Raw genomic sequence first — 21,987 nt, 5'->3', positions numbered from 1 at the left:
TCTTATTCTAACTTCTTAATTGCACTTTCAATTCCTTCTCAAGATTTTTTACGATCTTGCTGATAATCGGATTTATCTCTTCATCTGTCAATGTTTTATCAAAAGAAGAAAATTCTAATGAAAAAGCAAGACTTTTGTTATTACCGAGTTTTTTATCCTCGTAAATATCAAAGAGCTGCAGTCCGGCAAGCAGCTTTCCGCCGCTATTTAAAATGACGTCCTTAATATCCTTAAAAACAACGTTTTTTTCAACTACAAAAGATAAGTCTCTTTTTACTGCAGGAAATTTCGAAATCGGCTCATAAACATTGGATTTTTTCTGCGCTTTATACAGTGCCTCTAAGTTAAATTCAGCTATATAAACAGGTTTCTCGATTTCAATACCAAGTGACTTTAAGAGTGAACTTTCAACTTTAAATAATTCCCCTGCGTAATTATCCTTCGTTTCATATTTAATCTTAATACCGGTTTCCCCGTAGGAAGTGTTTTTAATCTGAATATTCAGACTGCGTATAAACATATCTATCTCGCCCTTCAGATCAAACAAATCAAAGTCCCTGTCCTTATTATCAAATGATTTCAGATCATAATTTCCGCAGACTCCGATTGAAAGCTTATCCTCTTCTTTAAAGCCCTTACCTTCATCAAAAAATACCCTTCCTGTCTCATACAGCTTAAGCGGAATATCTTTGCCTGAATGATTGTGATTATTTTTAATCACGTTTAGCATTCCGTAATATAAATTCACACGCATTGAGTTCATTTCGCTTGAACCGGGATTTGCAATCTTTACGGGACTGTGACCGAACGTTTGCAGCTTTGCATCTTCCTGTTGCGAGCTTGTTAAAATCTCGTTGAATCCGCGACCGTAAAAATAATTCTTTACCTTCTGTACGAACTCGATATAATCTAAATTATAATTTGATTCCGATACGCTGAACCTGAAACTTCTTTCCATAGGGATATTATCGTAGTCGTAAATTCTGGCAATCTCTTCTATCAGATCGATTTCCGCAGCAATATCATTTCTTCGGAATTCCGGAATTTTGAACACTAATTTCTGAAATCTTTCGCCTTCACATTCAATATCTATCTTTGCTAATATATTTATTACATCTTTTTTTGTAAGTGATAGTCCTAAAATACGGTTAACATTATAAATTTCAAGCTCCACTTCCCTATAAATAAAACATTCAGGATAGTTATCTACAGCTCCGCATAAAATCTTTCCGCCGGCAAGTTCAGCAATCAATTGTGATGCTCTATCGGAGGCATATTCAACCATGTTAATATCCGTTCCTCTTTCAAATCTGTGAGATGCATCTGATGCAAGCCCCAGCTTTTTTGCATTCAGTCTTATTGCAACCGAATCAAAATAAGCCGTCTCAAGCATTACGTTAGTAGTGCCTTCGGTAATTTCGGAGTTCTCACCGCCCATAATTCCGGCTATACTCAAAGGTCTTTCAGCATCACATATCATCAGTGACTTGTCATTTAGAACTCTTTCCTTTGAATCCAAAGTTGTGAACTTCTCACCTTCGTGAGCCGTCTTTACAATTATCTTCTTTCCTTTAATTTTATCGTAGTCAAATGCATGCATCGGCTGACCTGTTTCCATCATTATATAATTTGTGATATCGACGATGTTATTACGCGGTCTTAGTCCTATTGCTGTAAGTTTTTTCTTAAGCCATTCAGGGGATTCTTTTACCTGAACGTCTTTAATAACTCTTGCTCTGAATCTTTTGCAGAAATCTTTATTTTCAATTGTGACATGAATAAAATCATGCGAGTTTTCGTTTTCTTCTTTTAATTGTACTTCTGGAAGTGTGCAATGTAAATCGTATGCTGCTGCAATTTCTCTGGCAATTCCTATATGTGAAAGCAAGTCTCCCCTGTTAGGAGTTACACCTATTTCATATAAATAATCATTTGCTCCTATATATTCCGAAAAATTCTGTCCTATCTTTGCCTTTTCATCCAGCACCATAATTCCGCTATGGTCTTCGCTTAAATTTAGTTCTTTAGCCGAGCATATCATTCCTTCAGAAAGCTGTCCGCGAAGTTTAGCTTTCTTAATTTCAAATCCGCCGTTAGGCACGACTGCTCCGATTTTTGCAACGCATACAAGCTGCCCCGCATCTACATTCGGCGCCCCGCAGACGATGTTTAATAACTCGCCTGTGCCGACATTAACTTTGCAAACGCTTAGCTTATCTGCATCGGGATGTTTCGCTTTTTCAACTACTTTACCTACAACAAATCCTTTGAATTTTTCACCTTCGGATTCTATGCTTTCTATATCAAGTCCCGCAGAAATCATTTTTGCATTCAGCTCTGCCATAGAGCCGATTTCCAATCCCGGTATGTATTCCTTAACCCAATTTAAACTGAATTTCATAAGTAATAATTAAAATCTATTTAATTTATTAAACGCGAAGAGCACAAAGAAACCGCAAAAATCGCAAAGTAATTCACAAAAAATTATAAAATAAGAATTTGAATTTATTCTTAAAACAAACTTATTTTTCTTTGCGAACTCTGCGTAATTCTTTTGCGAGCTTTGCGTTCAAAAAACAATCAAAATTATAACAAAAAACCCGGACAAAAACATTTATCCGGGTCTCATTTGCTGGTTTTGAGAAAAACTTATTACTGGCCGTCTTTCTTTGGCTCTTTCTTAATCGGTTCCGGATTTTCTCTCTTGTACTGTCTGTCAGATTTCTGTTCGGAATTTGTGTTGCTGTTGTTATCGTATGTCTTAGGCGGTGTATATGTTCCGTTAGAAGGCGGAGTATAACTTCTTGGAGTTCTTACTCTTGTTGTATGTCTTCTTGATGAACGTCTGTTCTTACTTCCTTTTCTGCCTTTTTTCTTTGAATACTTACTTCCCTTTTTAGAACCTTTTTTGCCGGATTTCTTCGAGGTTTTTCTTCCGGTTTTTTTAGAAGTCTTCTTTGAAGATTTCTTGCCTGAACTTTTCTTTCTTGAGGTTTTGTTTTTTGAACTTTTTTTACCTGAAGTCTTGTTCTTACTCTTACTTGTTTTACCGCTTTTTTTCTTTTTGGAAGTCTGTGTGGTCTTTTTTCTAGGCTTTGCCTCGAGGTTCGAAAACTCACCAAACACACCACCAAAAGCGAAGGCGCATAAAAAAGCCATAACCAGCATTTGACGCTTTGTCATCTTTTAATTCTCCTTTTTAAGTTTTGTGGATAATAAATTTAATACTTATGATTTTTAAAAACAATGAAATTAATGACTTTAAAGAAAGCCATTACTTTAATACTTTTACGTAAATGAATACAAATAACAACATTAATAAGACCGTAGTAGTTGCAATGAGCGGCGGAGTTGACTCTTCCGTAGCGGCTGCACTATTAAAAGATGAGGGATACAATTTAATAGGTATCACCATGAAAACATGGGGCTTCGATGATATCCCCGAAAAAGATTCAGGATGCTGCTCACTTGAAACTATTTACTCCGCTAAGAACGTTGCCTATAATCTTGGCTTTGAGCATTATACTCTTGATTTCACAGAAAAGTTCAATGATACTGTAATTGAAAATTTTATCTCTGAATATATTAAAGGGCATACTCCAAACCCCTGCGTCCTTTGCAATAAAACAATTAAGTGGGGGGCTTTACTTGAGAAGGCAGAATCACTCGGCGCAGATTATATTGCCACGGGACATTATGCAAAAATTATTCATAACGAACAGACCGGAAGATATAATATAGGAGTTTCAGGCGACAGAATGAAAGACCAGTCATATGCATTATGGAGAGTCTCCCAGCATGCATTAAGCAAAACACTATTCCCTATAGGCAAATATGAAAAGACAGAGATTAGAGAGATTGCAGCAGGACTGAATTTAAAATCAGCTAACACACCTGACTCGCAGGAAATTTGTTTTGTCCCCGATGATGACTATCGTAAACTCATTGAGATACGCTTGCCTGATTTTGTGAAGAACATCAATCATGGAGATATAATTTACAAAGATAAAAAAGTCGGCAGCCACTCAGGCTATATAAATTATACTATTGGACAAAGACGCGGACTTAACCTTGCTCTCGGTCATCCAATTTATGTTACCAAAATTGATGCTGAAAATAATGTGATAGTTGTTGACGATGTTGACGGATTGAACAACACTGCTTTCATTACCAATGAAATTAACTTGATGACGGTTGACAAATTAACTGAACCGACGAAGGCATTGGTGAAAATAAGATACAAGGATAAAGGCAGCATGGCTACATTGTATCAGGAAAATGATGACGAAATTAAAATTGTTTTTGATGAGAAGCAGAAGGCAATCACTCCCGGGCAATCGGCTGTTTTTTACGACGGAGATAACGTCATCGGCGGCGGAATAATACAAAATATATTATACTAACATTACTTATTTTTTAAACGCAAAGTGCGCTAAGATTTACGCGAAGTTCGCAAAGGTAATATTACAAATACAGGACCAGTTCAAGACTTTAGGTTTATTCAAATGAATTGAATTTTTCTTAGCGCTCTTTGCGTGAGCCTTTGCGCTCTTCGCGTTTAATTTTTAAAACCTCAGATGGATTTATACAAACAACTCGAAACTAAAGCCAAGAAAGAAAAGCGGACTATAATTTTTCCGGAATCATACGATGCACGCGTACTTGATGCAGTGAAATATATTTTACAGAAGAAGCTTGCAAAAGTAATTCTTATCCGCACCGATGAAAAAATAAAGATTGAAGACAACCAGCATCTAGATATAATTGATTTAGATTTTTATAAACAATATCTGCAGGGTTATTACGGCTCGCGAAAACTGAAACAAAAAGATATGACAGTGGAGCAGGCAGAGAAGGAATTGAACTCCCCTCTTGCATTTGCAAACATGTTACTCAAAAATAATTTTGCCGACGGAATAATTGCTGGGAGTGTTTATACAACGGGTGATGTATTACGAAATGCAATTCGCATTATAGGATTAAAAGAAAACAATAAAACCGTTTCATCGTTCTTTCTGTTTACATTTCCAAAAGAAAGTATTCACAGGAACAGAACTCTTGCCTATGCAGATTGCGGCGTGCTGCCAAATCCCACTGCAGAACAATTATCGGATATTGCAATACAGACATCTGAAAATTACGAGAAACTTACAGGTATTACGGCACGGACTGCCTTTCTTTCTTTCTCAACTAAAGGAAGCGCAAAGGATGATTCCTTAAATAAAGTTATTGAAGCGTTAAATATTACCAAACAAAGAAGACCTGATTTGATATGCGACGGCGAGCTTCAATTCGATGCTGCGTTCGTTCCGAATGTCGCTAAAAGAAAAAATCCCGACGGAGCGATACAAGGTGATGCGAACGTTTTTATATTCCCTGACTTAAATTCAGGCAACATTGCTTATAAAATTACAGAACGTCTTGCAGGAGCATCTGCTACGGGACCAATTGTACAGGGACTTGCAAAACCCGTGATGGATCTATCCCGCGGATGTAATGCAAATGATATAATTAATATGACAAGGATAATCTCTAATTTTTAAAACACAGATGTTTATGATGATTATGATTGCACAGATACAGTTCATTTATATTTTTTTTTATCAGTGACATCATAGCAATCATACTTATCCGTGTTCCAATTCATAACTCATAACTCATAACTCAAATGAACTTTCACGAACTCTGCGCAGAAGTAAAAAAAGAAATCAAAGAATGCACTATCGATGATGTAAAAAAGATGCACGCCGATAAAGAAGACTTTGTATTAGTAGATACAAGAGAAGACAACGAATTTGCCCAGGGCAAAATAAAGGGCGCAATTCACATAGGTAGAGGAATAATCGAACGGGACATTCATCTTCACATTCCTGATAAGAACAAGAAAATTGTCCTCTATTGCGGAGGCGGATTCCGTTCGGCTTTAGCTGCACACAACCTGCAGAAAATGGGATACACAAATGTCATCTCAATGGATGGCGGATGGAGAGGCTGGAACGAATCGCTGGGTGATATAGAATAACTACTTTTTACTTTTCGAAGCTGTTTTCTTTTTCTCGTCTTTATCATCCGTATCTTTATCTGTATCATCATCTGCAAGGTGAAATTTATGAAGCTCCCTATGCCAGAACGGTGAAATCAAAAGCGTTACTCCGGATAAGAAAGCTACTCCGCTGAAGATTGCATAAATCCCCGCAAAGATTTTCACTGCAGAGTTATCCATATCCTTTACCGGTCCCATCCCACCTAAGATCATACATGCTTCTGTAAAAGAATCTACCCAGCTAAATCCTCCTAATATTCGATATCCAAGCATACCTATGAAAAGAGCACTTCCTAAGAGCATCAGGAACCATCTTGCATTTCTAAAAACCCTGCTCTTAAATTTAGCTTTTGAAATTAATTTTTGATTTTTATTTTCGTACATTTTTGTCTATTATTAAGTCAACTAACATAAAACCCCTCAATCAAAATACCCAAAAAATATGAAATTTAACTTGCAAATTTTTAGAATGAAAGCAATAGCAAAAACTCTTGTAATTCTATGCATTGTCGGAGCATTTGCTACAATGAACTTCGGCTGTACGGCTGTTGATACACTTACAAATTTAAAACGCCTTCAGTTCAAGCTTGGCTCGGTAAATAATTTCAACGCTGCGGGAGTCAACATTGCTAATCTCTCAAGCTTTAACCAGATCGGAATTCTTGATATCGCTAACCTGACTTCTAACATTGCTCAGGGAAGATTACCTGTAGGATTTACACTCAACCTGCTTGCAAAAAATCCTAATACAGCAGGCGGCTCGGCAAATTCTTCATCGCTGCTTTCAAGAATGGAATGGAATTTATACGTAGATGATACTCCGACTATCAACGGAGTTATGACAAATATAACCGTGCCCGGCGTAGGACAGGAAACAACTATTCCTATGGCTATCAGCATGGACTTGCTTCAGTACATTAAAGGTCAGGGCCTTGAAAGCTTAATGAACCTCGCGCTTGCGATCGGCGGACGCAACGGCTCTTCATCAAGACTTTCACTCAGAGCAAGACCTACTATGGAAGTTTTCGGAATCCCGATTACCTCCCCTGAAATTACAATCGTAAGCCATACCTTTTCAAATTGATTTCAAATAAGTTTCAATTATAAACGAAAAACCCCGCTTTTGGCGGGGTTTTTTGTATCTATGTAAAAGTTACGCGAAAATTTAAAAAACAATTTTAAATATATGTTAATCTATTGACTTATTTCCAGATTATGTAAAGTTGATTTTATCTTTATGTATTAACAATATTTATTTGAACGAAATCCGACCTTTTTTGCTTATTTTTTGCCTGTCAGTTTTTCATGCTTTTCTTTCTCTTCTTCTTCGATTCTTTCAAGCGCTTCATGCGCCTCTTTATCGGTTCTTGCTAAAAATTCCCGTATTATTTTATCGTCCGTCTCTACAAGCTCCTTCGGAGTACCGAAGAAATACGTCTTCCCTTCATGCATCATAGCAACGTGATCGGCAACATCGTAAACGCTAAATATATCATGCGTTACAACAATTGATGTAATATTCAGCTTGCCCGATAACTCCTTTATAAGGTCGTCAATCTGGTCACTCATTACGGGGTCAAGTCCCGTAGTCGGCTCATCATACAAAATGTATTTAGGGTTCGTGCTTATAGCTCTTGCAAGCGATACGCGTTTCTTCATCCCGCCCGAGAGGTCCGAGGGCTTCATTCTTTCAATGCCCGGCAGTCCCACCATCTCAAGTTTTTCTGCAACAATTTTATCGGTCTCTTTATCGGAGAGTCTGTCATTTTCTTTCAGCGCAAGCCCTACGTTCTGCCCGACGTCCATTGAGTCAAACAGCGCAGCGCCCTGAAACAGAAATCCTATCTCCTTCCTCATTGCATAGATATCTTTTTCCTTCATGGCATTCATGCTCTTACCTTCAAAAATTATGTCACCCGAGTCCGGTCTCAGCAGTCCCACGATGTGCTTAAGCATCACAGATTTTCCGCAGCCGCTTCGACCTATAATTACAAGTGTTTTGCCAGACTCGATATTCATATCCACGCCTCTCAAAACCTGCTTGGAACCAAAACTCTTTGTTATATTTTTTATTTCAATCATATCTAGAAAAATACAGAAAATGAAACGGAGATTGTAGGAAGAAAAATTGGAAGGAGGAATTATTATGCGCACTTCCCTATAATGAATCAGTATTGGAAAGAACAAATTTAATCTTAAAATATCAAAATTCTAAATACGAAAGTCATCGTCGGGAGAAGCTTAAATACCTTATAGTGTATTATTAATTTTTATAAATCGATTTCATTAGTATTAACTTTTAATTAAATTATCTAAATTTAAATTTATGACCCCAAAACATAAAAAATGGTTAAGCCAAGAAACTAATTTCATTTTTAATCAGAAACATCCTCTTAACAAAAAAGAATCACTTAAATCTATTTTATATCTAATATTTGATATTTTAAAATCTCCTAAAGGTGCATGGTTTATTTTTTTACTTGTACTAGCTTCCTATTCACTTTGCTTAATAGATTTCAAAATCCCTACTATATTTTATTTGAATTTGCAAGAGTCCATTTCTATACTTGATGGAAGATTAGGAAATTTAGTGACTCTATTCAGTATTACAATAACTGTGTTTGTATTTATTATAAATGCCATGCAAAATCGGAGAAAAAACGAAGAATTATTTTCTACAATTTTTGAAGAATCTAAGCTATATCCTATCGTTTATTTTATTTTATCAAATATTGCAATAATGTTCTTCATATCATTTTTTCGAGATAAAGATAGATTACTTTTTTTTACCGAAGATGAGTTAATAAGAATAGTTGTATTATTTTTGTATTTTACTATTATCTCAATACTTGCCATAGGTTATTTATTCTACAAAATATATCAATTTTTAACTTCTGATTTACTTGATGTTGTTTATTCAAAAAAATTAATTTTTTTATTAAAAAAAGAATTAAAAAGAGATTTAATTATTAGAATGAGTAAAAATGTATATCGAGAGTCTCTACAACAAATTTCATCATTTTTCAAAGAAGGCGTTTATTCTTTAGAAACAAATCAATATGATTTTATTATCCCATACAAACAAAATCAAATTATTAAAGATACCAATTTAAAAAATTTACATAATTTTCTTAAAAAAATTCCTTATAAAACTGAAAACAATGGATCATATTTATATAATTCAATTGGATTGAATGAAACAATCTATAAGAATAATTTATTTTTTAGAATTCCTGACAAAAGCTTACTATCATATTTACAACGTAATTATAAAAAAATATTTAAGATTGAAACTGGACAAATCTCAAATGAGGAGTTTCAAAATCTAAAAAAGAGTATTTTAGCTCGATTAAAAAATTCAATAAATAGCAAGGAAGTCGAAAAAGTAAAAAAAACACTTTCACTAATAATGTTAATCTATCAAGAGTTCGCTAATGAAATATCAACTTATGGAAATGAAATTATTAAAAATAAATATTCAAATATTAGTTTTTTCTTGAAGGAATGGAATATTATAAATGATTTAGATATTGATATATATAATGCTTTTGAAAAAGCTGCTAAAAGTGATGATAGTGAAATTTTAGATGCAATTTATCGATTTATAATTTCTGTTCTTAGCATGTCAATACCCAAAAGGACAACTGAAATATATAGTAAATATATTTTCTTTATTAACAGAATATACTATTTGTTAAATGATGATAAAAAGTTGCAACAACAATATGCAAACCGATCTATTAGAAATTTTTATGAAATTGTAAAAATATATTTAAATATAGAATATAGACATGAAGATGTTAAGTCACGAGAAAATTTACCTCAATTTTACTATGATGCTTTCTATGCTTTATCAGGATTTTTAAAAACTTTAATTGATAACAATGAAATTGAACTACTAAAAAACACTTTAAGAAAATTTAAGGAATTTGCAAAATATGATGAATTTATGGAGTTTAAATACAAAATGAATCTTTTCAGACTTCAACTTTCACCTGAGAAAAATGTAAATGAAATACTGAAAGTTAAAAAGTATCGTGAAATCGCGGAAGAAATTGTATATAATTTTAATTCAGTTTTATTTGGATTGAAAGCTTGGTTATTTTATTTGTATAAAAATACTCTAATATCTGAAACGACATTAGATTTATTTTTAGAATGTTTTGAAGAAACTAATTACGAAAATGAATATAAATTGAATGCACTTATTAAAGAAAGCAGGGGAACGCGTGCGTTGTTTGATATGGATGCTTGGGGTAACGAAGAATTACGAGCATCTGGAGAAGTATACACACCTAAAGTTAATCCTTCTGCTTGGTTAACATTTACATGGATAATCTATATAATTAAATACGGATTTTATAGTTTAGACAACATTAACCAAATATCTTCAGAGATAGACTTTAAATTTTTAAGTGAATCAGTAAAAGTTCAGTGTGACGAAATAACCCAAAATTATGATAAATGGCAAAAATATTTAGGAGGTATCGATGAAGTAGAATTCAATGAAAGAAGTAAAAATTTAATTTTACTATTTGATAATTTAAAAAAAAGATATGAGGAAAAAATAGAACTTGAAATAACTGAGTTACCAGTTTCGGAAACCAAAGTAAGTTCTTTTAAGCAATCTGTATTTGAATCATGGAATAAAAATAATTTACTCCATAAATTCTTTGAGCTTTATAAGAACTTATCTTTAACAGATGATAACTCTATTAAACTTAAAAATGTTGGATTTAATCGCCAACTTTGTGATGAAAAAAAATATTTCATAGAAAATTTTAATTTGCCAATTGGTGATTTCCATGATTTTGGAGGCTCTCTAGCTCAATCAGAAAATGAATATTTTTTTGAACTAATTTTTAAAGAGAAAGAAGTTCAAATATTTGACAGTGTTTTATATTTACTAGACTCAATGATTGAGTTTCGAAAAAATAAAAATCTTAACACGACATTAATAATAATGGGCTATGATTATAAATTCTATGATAACGATATACAAAATTCTATAGATTTTTTGCCTGGATGGAAAGAGAAGCGTTTTGATTTTGAAGAATACGTAGGATCCTATAAAAATATTCCTATATTTCGATTAGATTCTCATAATTATAATAGCAAATATATTTTTAGTGATTTTGAAAAAGCTTTTAAAAAAGTAATTAAAATTGACCCTAACTATTTTGAAGATTTATTTGACATAAATGTAACCATTGTAGATGCAAAAACAATAGATAAAGATTTAAAATATGTGAAGGATCAATTTTCAAAAAATCTGCCATTAGATTGGTCATTAGATGCTACAAATAAATTATTATCAGACGAAAAATTAATAATTAAAATTAAACAAGACATCATAATTAAAATTATTATGCAATTTGATTTATATATCTCGGATTTAGAAAATTATGATTTAGCATTTAGAATTTAAAGTACATTCAAGAAATTCTCTATTCCAAAAACTTTATAGGAATTTCGGAATGAATTTAGTTGCAATATACACTCTACAATTAACAAGATTAATTTCATACCTCCCCCTTTCCCCCTCCTTATAAAGGAGGGGGAAGAATTACTGATGCTAAAAATTTTACGTTGCGAAGCTGAAGTCCCGCTAAAGCGGGATTTGATAAGTGATAACATCGCAACGAGGACGGTTAATCCCCCACAACAAAAAAACTCCAACCGCTTTCGCAGATGGAGCTTATAAACAAAAATTAAATCAAATTTTTAAAGCAGAATTATTCCCGCGCGGGCAGGAATAAGACTGCAATATTTGCCGGATGAAATTACTCTCGGCCGTTTTGCTTTTTGGGGTTTACAAAGCAAATTACAACTCTATAAAATACTGCTCTTATAATTTTTTAACAAATACTTATAGTAAGAATTTTTAATTTACGCCGGGATTTTTATTTAAATTCGTGATGGGTTTTTTATTATGAAGATTTAAATCATACGTAAGAATTAATACTGATTCAAATAAGGATTCCGCACATAATAAAAAAACTCCACCCGGATATTTCCGAATGGAGTTAAGTGCCACTCCCCTTCCGAACAAGCGGGAAAAAGAATAGAAGGAAAGTTAAATCTTAACCGGTACTTCGCCGTGTATTTTGCAATACCGTACCGATTCTGCCAGGGTAATTTCCGCTGCCTCATAATTACGTCTTACCTTGCATGAAACAGCAAATTTACACCTTATACAAAATACATTTTTTTTATTGTTTTTACAAACTTTCTGAGTAAGTAATTTTACTTACTCTGAATATATTTTATGTTGTGACGTTCCAAATTTTGATGCAGAGACGCAAATTTTGCGTCTCTACCAATGGACTTGATGCGAATGGAATAGTGTATGAAATTTTATCTGTTGCATTCCCAACGGGGACGTTGGGAATGAGATTATTATAGCAAAAAGTCTCCCCCTCCTTTACAAGGAGGGGGATTAAGGGGGCGGTATCAAAATAAAAAAACTCAATCCAGAATGAACCGAATGGAGTATGAAATTTTATCTTTTGCATTCCCAACGGGGACGTTGGGAATGAGAATATTAATATTGATGATTCGATTCCCGAATTCAGTGGAAAATAAAATAATTATGCACAGCAAACCCCCTCCTTTTCAAGGAGAGCCTGTCCCGCCAAAGGCGGGAGGGATTAAGGGGGCGGTATCAAAATAAAAAAAAACTCCATCCGGCATACGCCAAATGGAGTTTTTAAATTTCAACAAAAGTCAGAAGCCTGACTTATGTCTGCAGATTATTTTACTAATGTCATTTTTAATGTCTTGGTAAATGACTGATTTCCGCCTTCAGCGTTTATCATGTAGAAGTATGTTCCGCTTGAAAGCTCAGATGCATTGAATTTAACTGTGTTAAATCCTGCAGGCTGAACCTGATTTACAAGTGTATAAACTTCCTTACCTGTTATATCAAATATTTTAATTGAGACTTTGCTGTCGAACGGCAGGTCATAATTAATATTTGTTGTAGGGTTGAAAGGATTAGGATAGTTCTGGCTTAACTCAAACTTAGCCGGAACACCTATGACAACTTCATTTGATAAATTGTAATATTTATAATTTCCGTTGTTATCAATCTGCTTCAATCTGTAGTTATAGTTTCCTGTAGCAACATTGTTTTCACTGAATGAATAATTTTTAACAGTGTTTGAATTCCCTGCTCCTGCAACGTTACCGACTTTACTCCATGCATTTGCATTAACAGCTTTTCTTTCGATTTCAAATCCTGAATTATTCTGCTCAGTCATAGTTGACCAGTTCAATGTAACTTTTCTCTTATCAACAACTGAACTGAACGAAGCAAGCTCAACCGGAAGCGGAGCGTTGTTATCGCCGAGCGCAAATAAAGAGAAGCTTGTAAGTCCATGAAGAGTAATATAATGCTGGGCAGAGTTGCGTTCGTACTCGCCTGCATTTGTACCGTAAACTAAGTAAGCGTTGTAAGTTGTTCCGCCGTCTTCAGATTTTGCAATCATAACGTTTGTATCTGCAGGAACTGTTCCTATCATTGAAGGATCATAATTCAGAACGATATCATATGAGTAACCTGAACCGTCCGGCACTGTTACAACCCAGTATCCATTTGCTACATTGAATCCTATTGAGTTAGGAGGATTTGCTCCCGGATAGAACTGGAATGTAACAGAAGAAGGCACTGTGCCTGTTCCACCCCATGCAATACTTCCGACAGTTCTGCCGCCAAGTGTGTATGTTGTTGTTGTGTTAAGAGCCGGTGCTCCGCTTGCTGAAGCAGTCGGAGGAGCAGTTAACGGAGTATATTCATGTGAGCCGATACAAGGCGCCCCACCCGCTACTGATGTGCTGCGCGGGTTTGAATTAAAATCGTTATTAACTGAAGCAATTTGTGTACCTCTACCTTTTGTGAACCATGATTCAATATTCGAAATAAGTATGTTCAGGTTACCAACAGAGTTTGTATAAAAATTTCCGATATTTATATTTGATGCATCGGTAGTACCTGCTGTGTTGTTTGCAGAGATGGATAAAATATCTGCGTTAACAGTTGATTTCCATGTGGAGAAAGTAAGGTTTGAACCGTTCCATATACCAACATTAGTTGCTCCCACAGGAATAACAAAGAAGTTATTGTTATTTTTGCCCGAGGTTGAATCCCATCCGGTTGCAGGTGTTGTGCTGTTATTGATAACGCATACGTGCTGACCTGTACCGCCTGTTCTGATGTTGCTGAAAATGTTATCTTTTAAATCAACAATTGTGTTTACTGCAGCACCGTTACGGAAGAAAGCAGTTGTATTATTTGTACCTGTTGCTGTTCCGCCGATGTGCACAGTGTTGTAGTAAGCATTGATTTGAGTTGCTGCAGAGTTGTTTTCAATTCCGTAAACTCCGATATCGTTAGTTGGTCCTGTAATTGAAATCTGGTTGTTAATAACATTGAAAGTACCTGTAGATCTCATTACGATTCCTTTTACAGTACCTGCAGTAGTTGCGTTGGCATTTGTTAAACCGTAAATTCTGTTCCTTGCAATTGTACCTCCGCCGAAAACACCTACACCTATAACATGAGTTGCTGCCGCACCGGTACATGAAAGCGTGTTGATATTATTTTGCGTAATGGTAAGGTTAGTGGCAGCGGAAGGCTGTCCGATACCAAATACTGCGCTTGTAGATGTATTGGTTGTGCTTGCAGAAGCTGTTGATAATCCGCTTATTGTATTATAACTGATATCCAGCCCTGTAGTTGTTGAAGTCGCGCCCTGAATACCGTAAACTACAGCGGATGTACCAGAATTTGAATTTGAAAAAGTTGTAATAGAGTTACTATCGCACACACCATTTAGCGATGAACCTGTCTGAGAACCATTAGTAATTATTATACCTCCTACGTTAGCATTACCTGTACTTGTAAAATTAGTCATTGTATTTCTGTTAATAGCTACACTGGAAATAACGGAAGCTGCAGTTATCTGAGCTGTAATACCGGATATTGCAGTTGTATTTGTCAAAGCAGAAAAATTGTTCATAGCATTATTTCTGCACGTATAAGTTTGTCCGGTCACTCCGTCAAAGAAACCAAAACCACCTATTGACCCGCTTGTTGTGCTGTTAGTAATATTTCTTACAGAATCACCTGTAACAGTTGCAGTGGAAAATGTAACGAAGCCTTGAATTGCAACAGGTCTTCCTGTTCCTGAGCTTCTCATACTGTTAGTTACTAATCCCCCTGCTTTATTATTTGAAATGTTTATAGATGTAAGTGTTGTTGCCTCGTTGTCAACAGCTCTGAAGATAAAAGTACTTGCTGATGCTACTCCGATAGGATTTAAAGTAATTGAACCGAAAGTATTATTTTGGATATCAATTGTTCCGGTTCCTCCGGCTACTATAATACCAAAAGAAAATATTGTAGAGGCAGTAGTAGAAGTCGTATTAATCCTTACACTGCCTGTATCGGATTGCGAACCCAGTACGTTACCTGCTACAGTTCCGATATTTAAATTACCCGCAGTAATTTGCATCATGGCAAAACAAGTTCCTGTAGAAGTAAAAACATTTGCCATATTTTTCATCACATTCCCCTGAACAGATGTAGCAGCGCCGTTTCCGACTGCCAAGTCTATTGCAATTATTGCACTGGCAACATAAGCTGCGCCGCCGCAGTTTGCAGCCTGGCCTCCTATGAAGTTATTTGATATTGTATGTCCCGAACCTGAACCTGATAAAAAGTTTACACATCTTTGTGTTCCTGTTCCTACAATTGAGCTATAGAAACTGTTTCCTGTTATCACCCAGCTATCACCTGAACCTGTTCCGGTAATAACTATAGCTCTGAATACAAAATTGGTAATATTATTATTGGTGATTGAATTTGAAGCGTTCAAAACTCCCGCTGTACCTGAACTGATAATATGATATGAGCATGAAGTTAAAGAACCGCCTACGGGTCCGAAAGTATTATTAGAAATTGTATTATTTGAGTTACCTGTTGAACCGGTTGATGTACCAAATAAAACTGTTGCAGTTGCCGAAGAAGAGTTAGTAGCAGCATTTGCAAAAGTAAGATATGTGAAAGTATTAAACTGCGCATCGTTTATAAGCTGCACAGTTGATGTTAAAGCGGTTGCAACGTTAGTTCCGTTTTGCAGAGTAAGACCCGTTGCGCCTGAACCCCCTTGTCTGCCGTCGAAAGTAATATACTTCGCTCCGTTCAGAATAATTGAACCTGCGGCTGCGATTGAGATTGATATCTTTGTTGAAAATCCTGTGCCTGGTCTGAATGTAACTCCCAGTGATGCGCTAGTGCCTGTAATATTTGGAATTGTTATACTTGCACTTGGTACTGTATCTGCTGCAGGATCGTATGGAGCCTGAAACTCCAGTACAACCTGTCCGGAACCGTTGACTCCGTTTGCAGATAAATAAGTGATTGCTGTTTTCAGGGATTGGAAAGATGAGGGAGCATTTTCCGTCCCGTTGATCGGGTAAACGTTACCGCCTGTTAACTGGGCGAAAACGTTTGATTGGAATAAAATACATAGTATTCCAATAATACAAATACTCATTAAATGAGTAGTACTTTTTCTCATAGCAGTTTTTTTTAGATTAGATATTGATGGGTAAAAATATTGATTTTTAAATCTAAATACTATCTTAATCTCATAAAATTCAGGTACTTTTTTTGTACAATGTTCCACACTAATTGAAGGAATTTTTAAGTCAGGGAAAAGTACTTTCCAAATAAAAAACTCCATCCGAAATGAATCGAATGGAGTTTATTGTTACTTTTTAAACCACCCCCTGCCCCCTCCTTAGTAAGGAGGGGGAAAAATTGGCATAAAAAAACTCTATACGAACTTAATCGGATGGAGTTTTAATTTTATTAATGAATTTCTTTTCGAGCACGAGATTACATTTGATTATGCTTATAGTCTCCCTCCTTTAAAGGAGGGGGAAGGGGGTGGTTATCTTACATTACGAAGCTGTACCTTAGCAAAGAGAACAGCTTATAATTCCAAATAAAAAAACTCCATCCGAAATGAATCGAATGGAGTAAGTATTTTTTATTATTGGAATCCCGCCTACGCAAGGATGACTAAGTAATTATGCTTAACAAACCCCCTCCTTTTCAAGGAGGGGGGAAGGGGGTGGTTGTCTTACATGACGAACTAAGCCAAATGAAGAAATATTTTATCTCTTACATTCCCAACGAGGACGTTGGGAATGAGGATATGAATACAACAGTCTCCCCTTCTTTTCAAGGGGGGGTGAAATTGGCATAAAAAAACTCCATCCGGAATGAACCGAATGGAGTTAGTGTTACTCTTTAAACCACCCCTAACCCCTCCTTGGTAAGGAGGGGAACAGTTTCGTGTGTTTAGAATTATTAATTATTCTTTATTGATTACCAGCTTGCTGGTCCCGCTTTAGCGGGATTAATTAGCTTAGCGTCTTTCTTTGGGTTTTGCAACTTCAAGATTGACTGTTACGCCTTTGATTCTTTTATCTTTCATCTGCTCAACAACATCGCGTGAATATTTTTTATCGACTTCAACAAAACTGAAACTATCCAGCATGCTTATTTCGCCGATTGCTTTTGCCGGCACTGTTGTTTCACCTGCAATTGCTCCAACGATATCTTTCGGCTGAATGTTATCTTTCTTGCCGCCGTTTAAAAATAAACGCACCATGTTTGGGTCGTTGTAGCTTCTTCCACCATCACGGTCACCACCGCGGCCTCTGTCGCCGTCGCGTCCGCGACCTTTATCAAAGCTGCTCTTGTTATAGCCGTCTCTGTTTCCTCTGTCATCTCTGTCTCTATTACCGCCTGAATCTCTTGAGCCTCTGTTATCTCTGTCTCCGAATTTCTTCTTATCGCCCCACTTACCTTTTTTATCGCCGCCTCTGTCATCACGTCCGCGTCCTCTATCGTTACCGCGACCTCTGTCACCGCCACGACCTCTATCACCGCCTCTATCGTCTCTGTCATATCTTTCAGGCTTGAACTCTTCCTGTTTAGGTAGCTCAGGCACTGCAGATAATATCTGATGCATAAGTCCTAAAGCAATATCCATGGTATCAAAATCTTCTTCAAGAAGTCTTTCAATGATAGGTTTTACCTTCACTGAGTTCTCTCTTGCTTTAAGGATTGATTCCTTCAGTTCTGTCATAAGCTGTGTTTCTCTTATTTCCTTTACATCGGATATAGTAGGAATTTCTTTTTTAACAATTTTTGTTTTTGTATATCTTTCGATATCTCTTAGCTTGTAGAATTCTTTTCCGTTAACAAATGTGAATGCCTGTCCCTTGCGTCCTGCGCGGGCAGTTCTTCCGATTCTGTGAACGTAGTATTCTTCATCCTGCGGCATATCGTAATTGAATACTGCATCAATGTCATCTACATCGATACCTCTTGCTGCTACGTCAGTCGCAACAAGGATTTCAATTTTACCTGCTCTGAACTTAGCCATAACTCTGTCTCTGAATAATTGTTTCAGGTCACCGTGTAAGCCTTCGGCTGCATAGCCTCTTGCCTGTAAGTGAGAAACCAAATCGTCAACTGCTCTTTTCGTATTACAGAATACCAATGAAAGCACAGGGTCATGAATATCAAGAAGGCGTGTAAGCACTTCAAGTTTCATTCCCGGACGGAGCTCAAAAAAGAACTGGTCGATATTCGGCACAGTTAACTCTTTATGAACTACTTTCACTATTTCAGGATTTGTCTGATATTTTTTTGTCAGCTGCATTATCGGCGGAGGCATCGTTGCAGAGAAAAATACTGTCTGCCTTCCTTCTGCCGGAACCGATTTTAAAATTTCTTCGATGTCGTCTCTGAATCCCATATTAAGCATTTCATCTGCTTCGTCAAGAACTACCATTTTAACGTCATCAAGGTTAACAGTTTTTCTGTTTATGTGGTCAATCATTCTACCGGGAGTTGCGATGATAATCTGCACTCCGGCTTTTAAAGTTCTTATCTGCCTATCGATAGACTGACCGCCGTATATTGGTACGATGTGTATGCCTTTTTTGTATTTGATAAGCTGAGAGATTTCCTCTGCGACCTGTATTGCTAATTCTCTTGTCGGACATAGAACCAATGCCTGCACTTTTTTTGAGGCTGCATCTATAAATTCCGCGATCGGAATTCCGAATGATGCTGTTTTGCCTGTTCCGGTCTGCGCCTGACCAATTACATCTCTTCCTGCTAATATGAAAGGAATGGCTGCCGATTGTATCGGAGTGGCTTCTTCAAAGCCCATTTCAGCAACAGCTTTCTGCGTTTCTTTAGAAAGGGATAATTCTTCGAATTTCAATGTTTCCATAGTTTGAACGTGTCGTTCTAATCTGTTTAGATTTTTTAAATTATTAAGTCTCAAAATAAGTTTTGCGGGATTCGCCACGCGGCGAATGGGTTTACCTGAACGGCTAAATTTATAGAGGATTTAATCTGTTAGTAAGATACGAATAATATATACCAATAGATACTTAATTCGTAATGGTATTTTATTGGTCGTTGTTAGTAGATCGTTGGTCGTTATTAGAAAGAAATCGGCATTTCTTCTCGTTAAGAAAGTCCCGTATACGAAAGCAAATTACTTAGAGGTATTATTAATAAGATTTAGTTCTTTAATTCTTTCAAAGTGCCTTTTATTATTGGAAGCTAAAGGAATATTATTCTTAATGCATATTGATGCGATAAAGATATCCCTAACATCTAATTTATTACCGGATGCTGTAAGCTCTTTATCAATTTTAGAAGCAATCTTACAAGATTCAATATCAAAATCAAGAACATGTATTAAATCAAAAAAATCCTGCCAGAATTTATCTTCATCTGAATTATCACCGCGTAATAATTCAAATACGGTAATTACTGTAACTGCTATCGAATATTTTTCGGAAAGTTTATAAAGGAGAGTTTCTTTTTTATTTTTTCTTACTGCTCGTTTATGCTCAATTAAAACATCGGTATCTAAACAGACTATTTCCAATCACCAAATCGTTTTCTTTTTTCTAAAAAACTATTGTATTCTTCATCCGTCATTTCAGGCCAATTTATAAGCGACTCAAGAAATTTTTTCCTGGATTCAGATATTGTGTCATCAACAGGTTTTATAGTAAGCTCAAGATTCCTGTTAGTAAATTCTTTAGGAATTTTAATTCTTAAAATTTCTTCTTTTGAATTCAATATTTCTTTAATGTATTCCATAGTTAAATTTAGATTATTCTTTACTAAAATTAAATACATATCATACTATAAAAGAGTTCATTTTTAACGGGTGAGAATACCTATCACAATTTTATTACCCTTTATATACATTTAACCTTTCCCGCCAATTAAGTATTTTACTTACTTATAATAATTTTGGAAGACAAAAAACTACAAAACAAGCTAAAGAAAAGACCGATTGGCGTATTCGATTCCGGTATCGGCGGACTTACGGTTGCAAAATCGCTGTTCGATATCCTGCCGAATGAAGATATAATTTACCTGGGTGACTCTGCCAGACTTCCCTACGGAACGAAATCAAAAGAAACGATTATTTTATATTCGATTGAATGTCTGAAATTCCTGCTCAGGAAAAATGTTAAGTTCATCGTTGTTGCATGCAATACTGCATCAGCCAATGCGCTTCCGTTTTTGCAAAAGATTACGAAGGTGCCGGTCATTGGAGTGATAACTCCAGGCGCAGAAGCTGCCGTGAATAAATCAAAGAGTGAACGAATCGGTGTGATTGCAACAATGAGCACAGTGCAGACTGAATCATACAAAAAAGAAATCCATAAAAAAAATAAAGGCGCGAAGGTTTTTTCAAAGGCATGCTCACTCTTCGTGCAGCTTGCAGAAGACGGATGGACAGATAATAAAATTGCCGAGCTTGTTGCTAAAGAATATTTGCATGAGTTTACTAAGCTGAACATCGATACTTTAATTTTAGGATGCACGCACTACCCTATTCTTAAAAATACTATACAAAAAGTGCTTGGGAAAAAGATTTTACTGATTGACTCAGGTGAAGAGACGGCAAAGCAGGCTAAGATAATTTTAACTCAAAAGAATTTACTGAACACACAGAAAAAAGCAGGCGAGCATAGATTTTTCGTAACTGACTTTCAGCATAAATTTAAAGATGTAAGTGAAAGATTTTTAGGACGGAAGCTGAACAAGGTGCAGAAGATAAAACTGAATTAGTTTTACGTTCTAACGCTGAAGTGTCGAATCTTAAGTGTTCTCATTCCCAAGCTCCAGCTTGGGAATGCATATTATGTGAAGCTCCGCTTCACTGCGAAACAGAGTTTCGCGGTATTATGCGCTACGAAGCCGGAGCTTTGTAGCGAGATTAATCGGGTTGAAAATAAAAACACATATGAACAAACAAGACGTTCTTGAAATATTCAAAAAAGCTGATGCATATCTTGAAGGTCACTTTGTGCTTACATCAGGATATCACTCTCCCCATTACTTTCAGAAGTCAAAAGTTTTTCAGTATCCTGAATACAACTCGAAGTTCGCTGCAGGTATTATAGAAAAGTTTAAAGGTAAGAAAATAGATGTGGTTCTCTCCCCTGCCGTGGGAGCGATAGTACTTGGTAATGAAGTCGCGCGACAATTAGATGTAAGATTTATTTTTGCCGAGAGAGAGAATGGAGTAATGAGTATCCGCAGAGGATTTGAACTTCACGAAGGTGAAAATGTGTTAGTAGTAGAAGATATAATTACTACGGGTGGCAGCGTGCAGGAAGTTATAGACATGCTTAAAAATTATCCTGTGAATATTGTCGGCGTGGGTTATGTTATTGACAGGCAGAGTGGAGCTAACTTCGGAGTCGAGCAGCATGCGCTTGCAGAAGTTGAAGTTATAAAATTCAAACCTGATGAAGTCCCTGACTGGCTGAATGAAATTCCGATCACGAAGCCCGGCAGCCGTTATTTAAAATCATAA

The 21,987-nt window shown here is 35.9% G+C and carries 15 protein-coding genes; 7 read left to right on the top strand and 8 right to left on the bottom strand.

Features of this window, described 5'->3' with window-relative positions:
- Positions 1-7: 7 nt before the first annotated feature.
- Both JST55_01015 and JST55_01010 read right to left on the bottom strand, forming a co-directional pair.
- The gene (locus JST55_01015; GenBank protein MBS1492056.1) at positions 8-2,401 is read right to left on the bottom strand and encodes a phenylalanine--tRNA ligase subunit beta; all 2,394 of its coding nucleotides are present in this window, start codon (positions 2,399-2,401) and stop codon (positions 8-10) included.
- Between the two features lie 251 nt (positions 2,402-2,652).
- Complete coding sequence (locus JST55_01010; GenBank protein ID MBS1492055.1) at positions 2,653-3,183, bottom strand: hypothetical protein; 531 nt, start codon at positions 3,181-3,183, stop codon at positions 2,653-2,655.
- A 113-nt stretch (positions 3,184-3,296) separates the two neighbouring features.
- On the opposite strand from JST55_01010, the gene mnmA reads away from it, so the two are divergent.
- The 3 genes from mnmA to JST55_00995 all read left to right on the top strand — a co-directional run bounded on the left by mnmA (position 3,297) and on the right by JST55_00995 (position 6,022).
- Positions 3,297-4,403, top strand: coding sequence for a tRNA 2-thiouridine(34) synthase MnmA (mnmA, locus tag JST55_01005; GenBank protein ID MBS1492054.1), 1,107 nt, complete (start codon positions 3,297-3,299; stop codon positions 4,401-4,403).
- Between the two features lie 174 nt (positions 4,404-4,577).
- Positions 4,578-5,543: a phosphate acetyltransferase gene (pta, locus tag JST55_01000; GenBank protein ID MBS1492053.1), complete on the top strand. Its 966-nt coding sequence runs from the start codon at positions 4,578-4,580 to the stop codon at positions 5,541-5,543.
- A gap of 125 nt (positions 5,544-5,668) precedes the next feature.
- Positions 5,669-6,022, top strand: coding sequence for a sulfurtransferase (locus JST55_00995; protein ID MBS1492052.1), 354 nt, complete (start codon positions 5,669-5,671; stop codon positions 6,020-6,022).
- Here JST55_00995 and JST55_00990 read toward each other — a convergent pair whose 3' ends face one another.
- A complete protein-coding gene (locus tag JST55_00990; GenBank protein MBS1492051.1) occupies positions 6,023-6,427 on the bottom strand; it encodes a hypothetical protein in 405 nt (134 codons plus the stop codon).
- A gap of 85 nt (positions 6,428-6,512) precedes the next feature.
- Here JST55_00990 and JST55_00985 point away from each other — a divergent pair, with 85 nt between their 5' ends.
- Complete coding sequence (locus JST55_00985) at positions 6,513-7,127, top strand: hypothetical protein (GenBank protein MBS1492050.1); 615 nt, start codon at positions 6,513-6,515, stop codon at positions 7,125-7,127.
- 197 nt (positions 7,128-7,324) lie between these two features.
- On the opposite strand, the gene JST55_00980 is transcribed toward JST55_00985, so the two are convergent.
- The gene (locus JST55_00980; protein ID MBS1492049.1) at positions 7,325-8,125 is read right to left on the bottom strand and encodes an ABC transporter ATP-binding protein; all 801 of its coding nucleotides are present in this window, start codon (positions 8,123-8,125) and stop codon (positions 7,325-7,327) included.
- Positions 8,126-8,369: 244 nt separating this feature from the next.
- On the opposite strand from JST55_00980, the gene JST55_00975 reads away from it, so the two are divergent.
- Positions 8,370-11,471, top strand: coding sequence for a hypothetical protein (locus JST55_00975; GenBank protein MBS1492048.1), 3,102 nt, complete (start codon positions 8,370-8,372; stop codon positions 11,469-11,471).
- A 1,324-nt stretch (positions 11,472-12,795) separates the two neighbouring features.
- On the opposite strand, the gene JST55_00970 is transcribed toward JST55_00975, so the two are convergent.
- From JST55_00970 to JST55_00955, 4 genes are all read right to left on the bottom strand, one after another.
- Positions 12,796-16,626 carry a T9SS type A sorting domain-containing protein gene (locus tag JST55_00970; GenBank protein ID MBS1492047.1) on the bottom strand — a complete coding sequence of 1,277 codons (3,831 nt, stop codon included), beginning with the start codon at positions 16,624-16,626 and terminating at the stop codon, positions 12,796-12,798.
- A gap of 855 nt (positions 16,627-17,481) precedes the next feature.
- A complete protein-coding gene (locus JST55_00965) occupies positions 17,482-19,365 on the bottom strand; it encodes a DEAD/DEAH box helicase (GenBank protein MBS1492046.1) in 1,884 nt (627 codons plus the stop codon).
- Between the two features lie 270 nt (positions 19,366-19,635).
- Positions 19,636-20,034 (bottom strand): type II toxin-antitoxin system VapC family toxin, encoded by a 399-nt coding sequence (locus JST55_00960; GenBank protein ID MBS1492045.1) that lies wholly within the window; start codon positions 20,032-20,034, stop codon positions 19,636-19,638.
- On the bottom strand, positions 20,025-20,252 hold the full coding sequence (locus JST55_00955; protein MBS1492044.1) for a hypothetical protein: 228 nt from the start codon (positions 20,250-20,252) through the stop codon (positions 20,025-20,027). The genes JST55_00960 and JST55_00955 overlap by 10 nt, the downstream gene beginning before the upstream one ends.
- A gap of 156 nt (positions 20,253-20,408) precedes the next feature.
- Between JST55_00955 and JST55_00950 the strand changes: the two genes are divergently transcribed.
- On the top strand, positions 20,409-21,236 hold the full coding sequence (locus JST55_00950) for a glutamate racemase (protein ID MBS1492043.1): 828 nt from the start codon (positions 20,409-20,411) through the stop codon (positions 21,234-21,236).
- Positions 21,237-21,411: 175 nt separating this feature from the next.
- Positions 21,412-21,987 (top strand): orotate phosphoribosyltransferase, encoded by a 576-nt coding sequence (locus tag JST55_00945; protein MBS1492042.1) that lies wholly within the window; start codon positions 21,412-21,414, stop codon positions 21,985-21,987.

The sequence above is a fragment of the Bacteroidota bacterium genome, from assembly GCA_018266835.1.
GTDB lineage: Bacteria > Bacteroidota > Ignavibacteria > Tepidaquicellales > Tepidaquicellaceae > JAFDZO01.
The sequence above is the reverse complement of the archived record's forward strand: the minus strand, read 5'-3'. Positions and strand labels throughout refer to the sequence as shown.